This window comes from Thermostichus sp. OS-CIW-32, from assembly GCF_054060415.1.
Map to the genome: position 1 here is coordinate 173,348 of NZ_JBSSDD010000006.1, position 12,804 is coordinate 186,151.

Consider the following 12,804-nt stretch of genomic DNA (forward strand, 5'->3'; position numbering starts at 1 on the left):
TTGGCCTAAAGCTCTGTCCCGTCAATTTGTCAGAGCCATCTTCGCAAAGCAGGCGAGCAAAAGCAAAGTTTGGCTGGAGGAGCATCTATTCTTTTGTCAGATTTTGTCAGAGCCGGTTGGCTGTCGATATGATGATGCTCTTACTGCCCCAGGCATCCCTGGAACCTCTCTCGACGTCTGCCGACACGAACAGCCATGGCCACTCAACCCGTATCCACCTCGCTGATTCGGTTTCTCACCGCCGCCGTAGCCGAGAGCATTCGACGGGCCTCAGAGGCGGGGCAACTGGGATCCCTGGCCCCCCAGCAAGCCACAGCGATTGCCCCCGTGATCCAGATCCCCAGCGACCCTCGCTACGGCGATTACGCCTGTCCCACCCCCCTGGGCATGGCCAAGCTCTGCCGCCTAGCACCGGCCCAGATCGCCCAAACCCTGCAAAAACACTTGGATCTGCCGGACATCGAAACTCAGGTGGCGGGAGGAGGGTATCTCAACTTCCGGCTGGGGGATCCCTTTTTGGCCAAGCGCTTGCAAGAGCTGCTGCATCTGGGAGAAAACTTCGGCAAAACAGCCATTCCCCATCCTGAGCGCATTCTGCTGGAGTTTGTCTCCGCCAACCCGACGGGGCCTTTGCACGTCGGCCATGGGCGCTGGGCTGCCGTTGGCTCTACGTTGGCCAACTTGCTGCACTGGACGGGCCACCAGGTGGAGCGGGAGTTTTACATCAACGATGCCGGCAACCAGATGCGGCTCTTGGGCCAGTCTCTGGAGGTGCGGGTGCGGCAACTGCAGGGGGAAGAGGTGGCTCTGCCCGAAGATGCCTACCATGGCAGTTACTTGGTCGATATTGCCCGGCGGCTGTTGGGTCAGGTCAAGGCCGGGATCCGCCCTCTGCCCACCACCCTAGAGGAGTACACCGATTTTGCCTACGGGGAAATGCTGGCCTGGCAAAAGCAGACCCTGCAACAACTACGCACCGAGTTTGATCACTGGTTTAGCGAGCGCCGCCTGCATACCCCCGATCCCCAGACAGGCCTGAGCGCCATCCAGCAAGCTTTGCAGGAGCTGCAAGAGCGCGGCTTTCTCTACAAAGCCAAAGCGCCGCGGGGTGAGGATCCCAAGCCAGGGGCCGAAGAGGCCGTCTATTTCAAAACCCAAGAATTTGGCGACGACAAGGATCGGGTGGTGCAAAAGGCCGATGGTTCGTTCACTTATCTAGCCGCCGATATTGCCTACCACCGGGATAAAGTGCAGCGGGGATATCACCGGCTGATCAACATTCTTGGCTCGGATCACCATGGCTATATCGGCCGCTTAAAGGCGGCGGTGGGTGCCTTCAGCCCAGATGTCAAGCTGGAAATCTTGATTGGACAATTTGTCAAATTGTTCAAAACCGACCCGCAAACCGGTGAGAAAACCGAAGTGCGCATGTCCAAGCGCACCGGCAACTTTGTCTCACTCAATGACCTGATCGAAGATCCAGAAATTGGCGTGGGGGTCGATGCAGCCCGCTGGTTTTTGCTTAGCAGCAGCATGGACAGCCCCATCAACTTCGATTTGGATTTGGCCGTCAAGCAAACTTTCGATAACCCGGTCGTGTATGTTCACTACAGCCATGCCCGCTGTTGCACTCTGCTGCGGCGGCTACAGGAAGAAGAAAAGGTTGAACTGACCAACAAAGTCCCTTTGACGGAGCAACAAAAACTGCCCTACAAAGAGCCAGAAGAGCGGGCCCTGCTGCTGCGCTTGTTGGCCTTGCCGGATGAGCTGATCGCCGCCGCCGAAGAGCGCGCTCCCCACAAGATCATCCGCTATGCAGAAGCCATCGCCGCCGATTTCAACAAGTTTTACGACAACTGCCGTATTTTGCCGCTCTTGAAAGAGGATCCCCTTTTGGCCCAAGCCCGCATCCAATTGGTGCAGGCCACGCAGCAGGTTTTGTTTAACGTCCTCACCGGCATTCTCGGCCTGAGCGCGCCGGAGTCTATGTGATTTACGAAGGAGTGCCGTAAGGCCCCCAGCTCACGCTCTGGGCGGAAGCCAGCTATAGCGGTCGCGAGTAGGTCAATTGCAATAAACCGTTCCACAACGCATAGTCATTTATCTCACCGTCAAGGTGAAACAAACGACCGGTTGCTTCCTGCTAAGGCCTCTGGCCCGCTAGCGCGATCAGTTGAAATAGATGGTAATAAAAACCACGACTGCTATCAGCCCCTTTGATTCCGGTAACGCCGATCCCCGTCTCGATGAGGGAGAGGAGATAGGGCTCAAGCGCCTAAGTTTCGACTCTGTGGGCGCGCAAGAGCAAGTTGGTTCCCAAGTCCTCTTGGGCTGCCCAAAAGGCGCAAATCCACCACGAAACCTCGTCTTGGCGATAAATGCCACAGGTGAAAGGATAAGGTTGCAAAATATTCGCCATCTGCGCTAAGGCCGGAACTTCCGCCATGTAGTCGGCCCACACTTGGGGATCCAAGGCTTCGTAGGTGAAATCGGAAGGAAAGAATGTGCAACTGGATTCCAGGCTGGGCCGGTTGGTCAGCAACAATTGAGCAGGATCTGAGGATTCACAGCCCAAGCGATCCCCGATCTGAAAGGTCAGTTGAAACAGGCGGTTAATCAGATCAAATTGCTCAGGGCTCATAAGTTCAGAATTCCTAACTTTCAGATTGGGATGGGCGTTAGAGTTGACAGGTGCGACGGCTGCGCTCCAGCTCCGGCTCGATCCAGGAGAGGGCGAAGTGACTCACACAGGGCAACTGCGGGAAGCGGCGGGCCAGCTCTGCTGTTTGGGTTTCCAGGCTGGGGCGTTGCCGCTGGGCTTGTCCCCATAGACCGGCAATGGCCGGGCAGACAAAGGTTTGGGGAGAGGCCACAGCCAGGACCTGCTCCACCTGCTGCGCCACACAGGAGCTATCCTCGCACTTGGCATAGGCCATTGGGTGCCATTCCATACCCGGATCAAAGCGGTCCCAGGGTTGCAGACGAGCGTCAAACCCTTCTCCTACTGCTTGGTTGCCTTCTGGGAAGAAGACAGCCCCCACCGGGATCCCCAGCCTCTGGGCGGGTTGGGCGGCCTGCTGTAGATAATCGAGAACGCCGTGGCGGGCAAACTCGACGCTCAGCTGCCAAAGCTGCTGCTGCCAACGTTCTTGGCGAACGGCGGCGCTGGGGGTGGGGGAAGGGGCAGGAGTTGGTGCTGCTGCCTCAGAACTGGAATCCGCCGGTTTCTCCAGACTCTCTGGTAAATCTTTTGCAGAGGAAAGCTGATCCCCCTGCCAATTCCTGCTGGCCATGTCTTGGGCAGCCCAGTCCAGTAACTCTGGGGAAAGCGCCCATTTCTCGGTCGGGCTGGGCCAGGGATCCCCTGGCTGCCGCCACCTGGGCTCTTCGGCATAGGTGGCATCCAGATGGAGAACATCTGCCACTGCAATGTAGCCCTGGCTTAGGTAGCGCTCCAGCAATGCCCGACCCGCCGGGTTTTCTGCCAAATTGAGGTAGGCTTTCCGGGCGGCCTCTCCATGAATCCACAAGTCTCGGACGGTGGCTGCCACGCTGGATCCCCCTGAGCCACGCGGATAGCGAATGTAGTCGAAAAGGATCCCATCTGGCTGTCGCTGTAGAATGCGGCGGACCAACTCGGCAAAATCCCGCCGTGCCAGGGGATGAAAGGGATCCACAAACACCTCATCCGGGCTGCCCAAATCTTCCCCAAGGGCTGTTGCCGGATCCAGAACAGTGGTTATGCCGCGACCGTTGCGGGCCAGGGCCACCTGTCGATCGGGCCGTTGTCCGTAGCTGTAACCGAAATTGAGGGAAAACACCCAGGCATAGGCAGATAAGCCGCGGCGTCGTGCCGCCTTCAGAGCCAGATCCAACAAGTCGGCGTTGGGCTGTAAGCTGGGCCAGATCCCCCCTGCGCCATCCGGCAAAATAGAGCGGCCATCGTAAAAGGTCTCGATAAAGACGCGGTTGTAGCCCAGGTTCACTACTTGGTCGAATACCTGATCCAACACGCCCGGATTGGCATCACAAGGGTGCAGACGTACCCAAATGGCCTGGATCTGGGGCCAGCGTTGGCTGCGGCAGGCGATCAAGGCAGCGCCATGTTCGGCCAAAACTTGGGTGTACTCGGCCCAAGCAGCATTCGACTGGGCAGCCTGCTGGCGCAGTTGAGCCTTGCGCGCTACCTCCTCGGGCGGCTGTCGGCAGTAGGCGTCGAGCCGAGCAGCCAAGTGGGATCCCCTCTGTTCCGCACTGTCTACGGAACCAGAGCTGGGGAAAAGGGAATGGCCGGGCCACAAGAACTGAGCCTGGGCCGTGATTCCGGATCCCAGCAACATCAGCGCGCCCAGCACACCCGCAAGCCAGCGGCTCCCTTTGTTTTTTGGCAGTCTTAGCACTGATACATTCACGCTGAACTCTCCTGAACATGGTTCAGGAAAGAAGCGATCGCATCCTGCCTATCTCTGAGCAGGAAGGCGGTATCCCGCAAAGCCCTGAGGAATACCCCCCGAGCGCTTTCCCCCTTCACTTCCCGGCAACCGTTGCGGTGGACTCAAGGATCAGGGGGAAACCTGGTCTACTATATCCCTCTCAATGACTTTTGCCAAACCGCCTAAAGCTCAGTAAATTCAGCAAAGTTCAGGGTTTTGGGGGTTAGAGGCATGCTCCACGAGAATGTCTGCGATCGTACTCTTCTCCTGCCCAGAGAGCGGCTATTGGAAAAAAACAGCCGCCTGTGCCCAGACCGGCGCAATCCCTTGGTCGATCTCTACCTTAAGTCCGAGTGGTAGGGGGTTGCTCTTCGGTTTTGCCCCTTCCGCCACTGTGACCGTCAGCCAGGCTCTCATGGGGATCTCGCCAAAAGGCATAGATTAGCGCTTATGATTTAGTAGTAAACCTTTAGCTTTTCTTGATTGTCCATGAAGGCCATTACCTTGCACCAACTGCAAATCTTCGAGGTTGCCGCCCGCCACCTGAGCTTTACCCGCGCTGCCGAAGAGCTTTACCTGACCCAGCCCACGATTTCCATGCAGATCAAGCAATTGAGCAAAGCCGTGGGGTTACCGTTGTTTGAACAGGTGGGCAAGCGGCTGTATCTCACCGAAGCGGGGCAAGCTTTACACCAAACCTGCGAGAAGATTTTTGAACAATTGAATCAATTCGAGATGACCCTTGCCGACCTGAAGGGGCTAAAGCAGGGACGGCTGAGCATTGGAGTGGTCACCACTGCCAAATACTTTATACCCCGTCTGCTGGGGCCATTTTGTCAGCAGTATCCCGGCATTGACGTAGCTCTTAAGGTGCTCAACCGCCAGCAGGTTTTGGAGCGGATGAGCAACAACATGGACGATCTCTACGTGATGGGGATGCCGCCAGAAGATCTGGACGTGGTGGCGCAACCTTTTCTGGAAAATCCCTTGGTGGTGATGGCCCCCATTCATCATCCGCTGGTGGGCCAAAAGCGGATCCCTCTGGCGCGCATTGCCCAAGAACCTTTTTTAGCCCGTGAACCCGGCTCCGGCACCCGCATGGCTGTAGAGCGGCTTTTTGAGAAGCATAACCTAAAGCTCAACATTCGCATGGAGATAGGCAGCAGCGAAGCCATTCGCCAGGGCATTGTGGGTGGATTGGGCATTTCGGTTTTGTCTCAGCATGTGTTGGCCTTGGGGGGGTGGCAGCATCATCTGGCTATTTTGGATGTGGAAGAGTTTCCCATTCGGGGGTTCTGGCATTTGGTCTATTTGCGCTCTAAGCGTCTTTCGGTGGTGGCCAAAGTTTTTGCCGACTTTCTTCTTTCCCAGGTTTCGCAAATGGAGCTGGACTTTGTGGCTAAAGGGCACCACAAATCCAATTCAAGTCCCAATCCTGAACTGTTTTCTGGCAAAGAGGCTGAAGCACAGCCGAGAGCTCTTGTCGCAACCCCCGGATCCCCTCAAAGTCGTGAGTGAACAATACTCGCAAAAACCCCAGGTAAGCCCGCGCCCACTCGTCTTCCGGATCCAGCTCGACGATCTGTTGAAAATGCAACTGAGCTGCTTCTGGTTGTAACAGCGCCGCCAACAGCAAGCCCAGTTGGTAGTGGCTTTGGATTTGCTGGCTCGGTTGGCCTTGGGCAGCAGCCTGTTGCCGTTCCCCCTCCAGCAGTTGCCGTACCAGGATGCGATCTGGATCCGTCAAAAAAGTCGGGTATTGCAGGGTTGTCCAGGCATTGAGGTAAAGGGAGAGGGCCTGCAGATCCCCAGCGGCAGCAGCTCTGGCCGCCTCGCGGAGAGGAAACAAGGGATCCGTTACAAGGGGGGATCCCTCCTTCGGGAAGCTCGACAGGGATCCTCTCCAGGATTGGTGTAGGGAATGGCGGATCCCTTTGGGCGACTGCCATTCCAGGTGGAGAAGGCCACCTCTTGGGAAGTCGGTTGTGGGCAGCGTCAAGATCTCTTCCACCAGCCAGCCGCCTGTTGAGTTGAGCTGCAGGCGATTCTGCCCCAGCACCCAGGCCCGCTTCTCCAAAACCCGTCCTTGCCCATCTTCCAGCCGCGCCCAAACCAGCGTCTGGGCCAAGTTCTGAGCTGGGCCTTGCCAGCGCAACTTCCAGGCCGGGATCCCCAGCTCCAACAGCGCCTCAACCTCCACCAGCTCCACCTCCTCAGCTTCAAGAGGCCACTCCTGTACCGTCACCTTTGAAAAGCGAGGGAAGTAAGTGTGCAGCCGACCCACCGTAGGCAACTCCACCGCCGGATCTTGTCGCCAGTCTGGGCTGCTGCGCAGGTGCTGCCGGATCTGCTCCTTAGTCGGGCCATAAGGGCCAATAATTCCCTGTTCCCCTTCGGCATCCACAAACCCATCCAGCAAGGATAGCTCCAGCTCCGGCCAGGGGGTTTGCCCAGCAGCGCGGAATGTAACCGGCCAGCGCTGAAGAGCCACCAAGTAGGTGAGGGTTTCGGAAGAGATCAGCTCTGTGTTGGGGAGAACCCCCAGCGTGGTGGTCAAACCTGGCTGGATCAAGGATTGGATCCACTGGGTCAGCTCCTGCGTGGGGTGCTTCCCCTGCCAGCGCATCTGGATCCCCGTCCACAGAGGGGCCACCCCTGGGGTGAGGGGCCGACCCAAATTGGCCAAGGCCAAGCAGCCCAGAACTAGCCCTGCACAGACTCCCCTTTGCAAAGCCCACGCACCCCAGCGTTCCTCCAACCACCGGCAAGCCTTTTGGATCCCGCCTGCTGATAACACGGCCAAGAGAGGCAGCAGGGGTAGGGTGAAGCGCACATCTTTGATGTCCACCAGGGTGTAGAGAAGGTAGCCCGAACCGTAGGTGGCCCACAAGACTGCCTCTCGCCTGTCCAGGGATCCCCACCCGCTCAGCAGCGGCAACCCACACAAAAAAGGGCTCATCTGCAGGGGCAAAAGGCGCAAGTAGGCAGTCCACCAGCACAGGGATCCCGCTGGGCAAGTGATGTAGTAGTGGGCAGTCTCGGCGTAAGCCCAGCCATTGCTGAGCACAAACAGCCAATTGGCCCCATACCAGGGCCAGCACAAAAGCAGCATCACACCCATCCCCAAGGCCAAGTGGGCCAGCCGCGCCGGCCAAGGGATCCCTTTCCACCACCCCACCGCTTTCCCAGAGCGCCAGAGGGCCTGACCTGCAACTCCCACCAAAGGCAGCAGCAAAAACAGCACCCCTGTCCACTTGGTGAGCAGCACCGCCGCCACCCCCGCCCCCACCCCCACCGCCCCCCACCAGGAAGGCTTCTCCCCATAGGCCCACAGCGCCCAAAACGCCAGCGTCACCGCCACCACCAGCGGCAACTCCAACATGTACACGTGGGCCAAAGCCGTGATCCCCGGATAGAGGAGCAGCAGCGCCGCCGCCAGCCAGCCCACTTCCCAGGAGCGATAGACCCGCTGTCCCAGCCGCTGGGTTGCCAGAACCAGAACCCCCAGCAACACCAAGTTGAGCAACTGCCCGTCCGCCCGGCTGAAGGGATGCAGAGCCGCCAAGGGGATCCCCAGCCAATAGGCCAAAGGGGGGTAGCGCTGGTTCAAATGCAAAAACTGCTGCCTCCACAGCCCATCCCAGCGAAACCGTCCCAGGTGAAGCCCAAACGCCTGCGCCTGCAGCAGATGCTGCGCCTCATCCCACGCCGGCGGCAAGGGATCCGTCCAATTCCAGATCACCAGCAGCAGCAGGGCCACCATCCCCAGGCCGGCCCACCACCGCAGGCAAGGGATCCCTGTCTGCCGCATCATCCTCTCTCCTCAGCTGTCCCACCGAGATTCAGCAAACATTTGGGTGCCACCTGGCCTTGCCCCCCAGAGCTAAACTCAACCTGTGTCATTCTCAGCGCTCCTCCCATAGACCGAGAGCTTCAGCATCCCATGATCGCTCCATCTGCCGGCCCAGAAGGGGTTTGGATCCTTGCGGATCAACTCCACCCACAGCAATCCGCCCTCGCTTCCCTCTCGACCCTATCCCCAGACCGAGTTCCCGTCATTCTCATCGAATCTCACCGGTGGGCCAGCTCCCGCAACCACCATCAGCAGAAATTGGTGCTGGTCTGGTCGGCCATGCGCCACTTTGCCCAAGAACTGCAACAGCGGGGCTACCCAGTCACCTACGTGGAAGCCGACAGCTATGCCGAGCCGCTGCAAACCTGGGCCAAGCAGCATCAACTGCAGCAGATCCGCCTCATGCAGCCCGCCGATATTCCCGTCCGAGATGAAATAGAAAAGCTGAGATCCACCCTCCCCTGCCCCCTCTTGGTTGTGGAAAACAACCACTTCCTCTGGAGTACTCGTCAATTTATCGACTGGGCCTCAGGTCGCAAGCGCCTGCTCCTGGAAGACTTTTACCGCGAAGGGCGCAAACGCTTTCGCATTCTCATGGACGGCCCCAAGCCCCTGGGGGGGCGCTGGAACTACGACCGGGAGAACCGCCATCCTCCCAAACCGGGAATGCGCTATCCTCGGCCCCTCACCTTTTCCCCCGATGCCATTACCCAGGCTGTCATCGCAAAAGTTAGGCAACACTACGGCCATCACTTCGGATCCTTAGAAGGATTTGGCTGGGCCGTCACCCGCGCCCAAGCCCTGCAAGTGCTTGATCACTTCATCCACGAGCGCCTGCCCCACTTCGGCCCCTGGCAAGACGCCATGCAAGCCGGGGAAGACTTCCTTTTCCACTCGCTGCTTTCTCCCTACCTCAACTTGGGCCTGCTCACCCCCCACGAAGTCATTGCCGCCGCCGAACGGGCTTACTATCAGGGTGGGATCCCCCTGTCCTCCGCCGAAGGCTTCATCCGCCAGATCCTGGGCTGGCGAGAGTACATGCGCGGCTTCTACGAATACCAAATGCCCAACGGCTATGCCCAGAACAACTTTTTTGACCACCGCCGACCCCTGCCCCACTTCTTCTGGACCGGCGACACCGACATGGCCTGTCTGCGGCACACCCTGGATCAGATTCGCCGCCATGGCTATGCCCACCATATCCAGCGGCTAATGGTGCTCAGCAATTTCGCCCTCATCAGTGGCATTCAGCCCCAGGCAGTAGAAGCGTGGTTTCAGGATGTGTTTATCGACAGCTACGACTGGGTGATGCAGCCCAACGTCATCGGCATGGGCCTTTTTGCCGATGGGGGCATGCTCTCCACCAAACCCTATGCCGCCTCTGCTCAGTACATCCGCAAAATGAGTGACTACTGCCGCCATTGCCGCTACAATCCCAGCGAAAAGGTTGGCAAACAAGCCTGCCCCATCAATACGTTGTATTGGGACTTCCTGTTGCGTCAGCGATCCCTCTTAGCCCCCTTGGGCAGAATGAAATGGGTATTGGCCCATCTGGATCGCATGGAACCAGAGCTAAAGGCCCAAATCCAGACTCAAGCCGCTGCTTGGTGGGATCCCTTGCAATCTGCACTCGACGAACAGAGTCCATCTCATTTGCAATCTGTCTAAGCACCAGAAGATTAAGCATCCGGTAAAATTGAGGCACCCTCCTACCCACCTGTCGCTTTGTAAGGACTGCAAGCCATGAAATGTCCCCGCTGCAGCAAACAAGAAATCCGAGTTTTGGAATCTCGTTCGGCAGAAGGTGGCCAGAGTGTGCGGCGGCGGCGAGAATGCATGTCCTGTGGCTACCGCTTCACCACCTATGAGCGCATCGAGTTCATGCCCATCATGGTCATTAAACGGGATGGATCCCGCGAAAGTTTCAACCGCAACAAGATCCTGCAAGGGGTGATGCGTGCCTGCCAAAAAACCCCCGTCACCGTCAGACAGATGGAAGAGCTGGTCAATGAGATCGAAGAAAAACTGCAATTGGAAGATGCCCAAGAGGTAACCAGCCTGCGCATCGGCGAGATGGTGCTGGAGCGCCTGCAACACCTAAGTGAGGTGGCCTACGTGCGCTTTGCCTCCGTTTATCGCCAGTTTCAGGGTATAAAAGACTTTGTCAATGAGCTGGAACAGTTGGAACCACCTCTGCGACGGGATCTGGAGCGGCTGCTGCGGGACTCCTCTGCCTCAGATTCCGAATCTTCAGGCTCCCCGGACTTGGTGGGAGAGTATTCGTGACGTGGGAACGACAGCGCAAGCCGGCCCTCCCTGGAAGCAGCGGGGAAATGGCGCTTGTGGGCGGGAAAAATTGCTGTGAAGAGATCGCCCATTCCAAAGGCTTAGCGGTATGCTTGGGGTAGCAATCGCGGCTTACACTAAAGCTAGAGCTGCACGCCTTTAGGTTGCCGGTGTTCAGCACTATCCTTGGAGATCCCTGATATCTTGGATCCCTCTGTGTCAAGCTGTCCCAGCCCCCTGTCCTTCCGAGTCGATCCCAATTTATGCAATACGGTTTTCGGGGTTCTAGCCCCTCTGGCGCTCGCAACAGCAACAGTAACCCCAGTGGCTTTCGCTCCCCTGCCGCAATGGAGACGGGGCCAGGGGTGGTGCCGATTCAGGTGTATCAACAAGTGGCCGAAGAGTTGGAGTCTGCCCGTCAGCAGGTAAGCCTGCTTTCCTCGGAAAACCAGCACCTGCGCGCTCTGCATCAGCAGTTGTCTGGAGAGCTCGCTGCCATCACCCGAGAGTTCCAGGGGCAATTGGGCCACACCCTGAAGCGCCTGCAGCAAATCAGCCTACGGCTTGCTGACGCAAATGGCCAGGCTGCCCAAGTTGCTGCAGCTTCTGAAGCCTCTTTCCAACAGAACAGCCCGACTGCCAATCCCGGCCAACCGGAAGCCCCTCCCAGCTACGATTTTTTGAATCGCCTCAAGCGCCGACAGGCCCGCAACGAGACCCCCTCCTTCTCATCCAACGGCTTTGCCCCGTCCTCCTTTGATTCCCTTCGCCACCCTTCCACCCACACCTCTGCCGAGCCCTACCCCCGCACTGGCTACCAGGTTCCTTCCCTGGACGAGTTGATGCAGGATAGGGGCGGCCCGGATCCCTATCTCGGCGAGGCAGACTCCTCAGCCTATTCCACCGGCATTTATCAGCGGGTACGGGAGCAACATCACGGATCCCAGGGCTCTGCCGTACTTTGGATGGCCGCTGCAGTCGTCTTAGTCATTGGATCGTTTGGGTTGGGATTTGTAGCCGTACAGCCATTTTTGCGCAACAACCCACCGCCCGTGCAAGCACCCTGAGAGCTATTCACAGGATGCTCCAAAAGCCCGCTGGCGGGGTTAGGATGCCCCCAATGCGCTCCGCACCACTGACGAATGACCAGGGGTTATATCTGTGATCCAGGCTGTCGCTGCTCCTCTGACGCCTAACACATTCTTCGAGCATATGCCCGACGAGGGCCGCTTTGAGCTGTGCAATAGAGTCACGGTCAAAATGCAGCCCACAGGTTCTCACAAGCAGGTGACGAGCTTTTTGGCATAGCGGTTAGCGGTGCCCACGCGCAAATCCAGCAAGATCAAATCCGCTTTTTTGCCCACCTCCAAGCTGCCGATTTCCCCTTCCAGACCCAGACAGGCGGCACTGCCTTGTGTAGCCATCCACAAAGCCTGTTGCGCCGGCAGAGCAGCTCCATCCCCCGATCCCAACCGCTGCAGAAACACCGCCAACCGCATCTCCTCGATTCGATTTCTTCAGCCCCCACATGCACACAGTGGGCGGCCAAGGTCTGAGCACTCAGGGATCCCCAGCGTTTCAAACACTGCACCGGGGTCAATCCATAGCGAGCCTGTAGAGTTTCCACTCCCCGGCGAGTTTCCGCCAAGTGGGTGTGCAGCCCCACTCCATACCTTTGGGCTAGAGCGGATCCCTGGACAAAACTCTCAGGATGGCCAGAATAAGGAGCATGGAACCTGACCCAGATGTAAATTTGCCCCTCCCCGCGTCCATGCCAAACCTGGATCAAAGCCTCCGTGTCCGCCAGGGATTCTCCCACTCCCCTCGGTTCGTCGATCACCTGTGGGCTGAGGATCCCTCGTAACCCCGACTGCAAGCTCACTGCTGCTGCTAGATGTCGATAGATGCCAAGAGTAACTACGGATAGGGATCGTGAAGTTGGATTACATCCCCCCCTCTCCCATGCCGTACACGAAGACCGCTCTGGCAGAACGAGCCAACTGGTGTAGAGCAGGTAACATGGCAAGCTAATGGTCGACAAAACTGTTACCTCACTAGCTTGCCTTCACCCAATGGTGTCAGCTTTCAGGTAGAGAGGCTTGACGGAAGCCAACCCCCCTATTGATTGGGTTCCTCTTGATTGGGTTAGGGTGGTGGGCCTGGCACCGAGCTAGGTTGCCAGCAGGTCGCCCTGCCAGTAGGTTCGCCGCTGATGCGTTTCACGTCCGAGTT

General features: G+C 58.1%; 9 protein-coding genes and 1 pseudogene. 5 read left to right on the top strand and 5 right to left on the bottom strand.

The window, feature by feature from the left end:
• Positions 1-195 precede the first annotated feature (195 nt).
• Complete coding sequence (gene argS, locus ACVWY8_RS09275; protein ID WP_011433538.1) at positions 196-1,992, top strand: arginine--tRNA ligase; 1,797 nt, start codon at positions 196-198, stop codon at positions 1,990-1,992.
• A gap of 283 nt (positions 1,993-2,275) precedes the next feature.
• On the opposite strand, the gene ACVWY8_RS09280 is transcribed toward argS, so the two are convergent.
• Positions 2,276-2,641 carry a hypothetical protein gene (locus ACVWY8_RS09280; protein WP_011433539.1) on the bottom strand — a complete coding sequence of 122 codons (366 nt, stop codon included), beginning with the start codon at positions 2,639-2,641 and terminating at the stop codon, positions 2,276-2,278.
• 37 nt (positions 2,642-2,678) lie between these two features.
• On the bottom strand, positions 2,679-4,355 hold the full coding sequence (locus ACVWY8_RS09285; protein ID WP_457393849.1) for a hypothetical protein: 1,677 nt from the start codon (positions 4,353-4,355) through the stop codon (positions 2,679-2,681).
• Positions 4,356-4,922: 567 nt separating this feature from the next.
• Between ACVWY8_RS09285 and ACVWY8_RS09290 the strand changes: the two genes are divergently transcribed.
• Positions 4,923-5,951, top strand: a complete 1,029-nt coding sequence (locus ACVWY8_RS09290; protein ID WP_457393846.1) for a LysR substrate-binding domain-containing protein — start codon at positions 4,923-4,925, stop codon at positions 5,949-5,951.
• On the opposite strand, the gene ACVWY8_RS09295 is transcribed toward ACVWY8_RS09290, so the two are convergent.
• Complete coding sequence (locus ACVWY8_RS09295) at positions 5,833-8,247, bottom strand: ArnT family glycosyltransferase (RefSeq protein ID WP_457393843.1); 2,415 nt, start codon at positions 8,245-8,247, stop codon at positions 5,833-5,835. The genes ACVWY8_RS09290 and ACVWY8_RS09295 overlap by 119 nt on opposite strands.
• Positions 8,248-8,376: 129 nt before the next feature.
• Between ACVWY8_RS09295 and ACVWY8_RS09300 the strand changes: the two genes are divergently transcribed.
• From ACVWY8_RS09300 to ACVWY8_RS09310, 3 genes are all read left to right on the top strand, one after another.
• Entirely contained in the window at positions 8,377-9,954 is a 1,578-nt protein-coding gene (locus tag ACVWY8_RS09300; protein WP_457393840.1) for a cryptochrome/photolyase family protein, read from the top strand.
• A 75-nt stretch (positions 9,955-10,029) separates the two neighbouring features.
• A complete protein-coding gene (nrdR, locus tag ACVWY8_RS09305; RefSeq protein ID WP_414374563.1) occupies positions 10,030-10,572 on the top strand; it encodes a transcriptional regulator NrdR in 543 nt (180 codons plus the stop codon).
• A gap of 263 nt (positions 10,573-10,835) precedes the next feature.
• Entirely contained in the window at positions 10,836-11,639 is an 804-nt protein-coding gene (locus tag ACVWY8_RS09310) for a hypothetical protein (protein WP_414328720.1), read from the top strand.
• 210 nt (positions 11,640-11,849) lie between these two features.
• Here ACVWY8_RS09310 and ACVWY8_RS09315 read toward each other — a convergent pair whose 3' ends face one another.
• Both ACVWY8_RS09315 and ACVWY8_RS09320 read right to left on the bottom strand, forming a co-directional pair.
• Positions 11,850-12,059, bottom strand: coding sequence for an amidohydrolase family protein (locus ACVWY8_RS09315; RefSeq protein WP_457397034.1), 210 nt, complete (start codon positions 12,057-12,059; stop codon positions 11,850-11,852).
• A gap of 80 nt (positions 12,060-12,139) precedes the next feature.
• A pseudogene (locus ACVWY8_RS09320) lies at positions 12,140-12,613 on the bottom strand (amidohydrolase family protein); the annotation flags it as partial.
• Positions 12,614-12,804 lie beyond the last annotated feature (191 nt).

Bases quoted from the DNA above. Each gene is read 5' to 3' on its own strand.
- nrdR (WP_414374563.1), top strand. From the start codon at position 10,030: ATGAAATGTCCCCGCTGCAGCAAACAAGAAATCCGAGTTTTGGAATCT.
- ACVWY8_RS09290 (WP_457393846.1), top strand. From the start codon at position 4,923: ATGAAGGCCATTACCTTGCACCAACTGCAAATCTTCGAGGTTGCCGCC.
- argS (WP_011433538.1), top strand. From the start codon at position 196: ATGGCCACTCAACCCGTATCCACCTCGCTGATTCGGTTTCTCACCGCC.
- ACVWY8_RS09280 (WP_011433539.1), bottom strand. From the start codon at position 2,641: ATGAGCCCTGAGCAATTTGATCTGATTAACCGCCTGTTTCAACTGACC.
- ACVWY8_RS09295 (WP_457393843.1), bottom strand. From the start codon at position 8,247: ATGATGCGGCAGACAGGGATCCCTTGCCTGCGGTGGTGGGCCGGCCTG.
- ACVWY8_RS09300 (WP_457393840.1), top strand. From the start codon at position 8,377: ATGATCGCTCCATCTGCCGGCCCAGAAGGGGTTTGGATCCTTGCGGAT.
- ACVWY8_RS09310 (WP_414328720.1), top strand. From the start codon at position 10,836: ATGCAATACGGTTTTCGGGGTTCTAGCCCCTCTGGCGCTCGCAACAGC.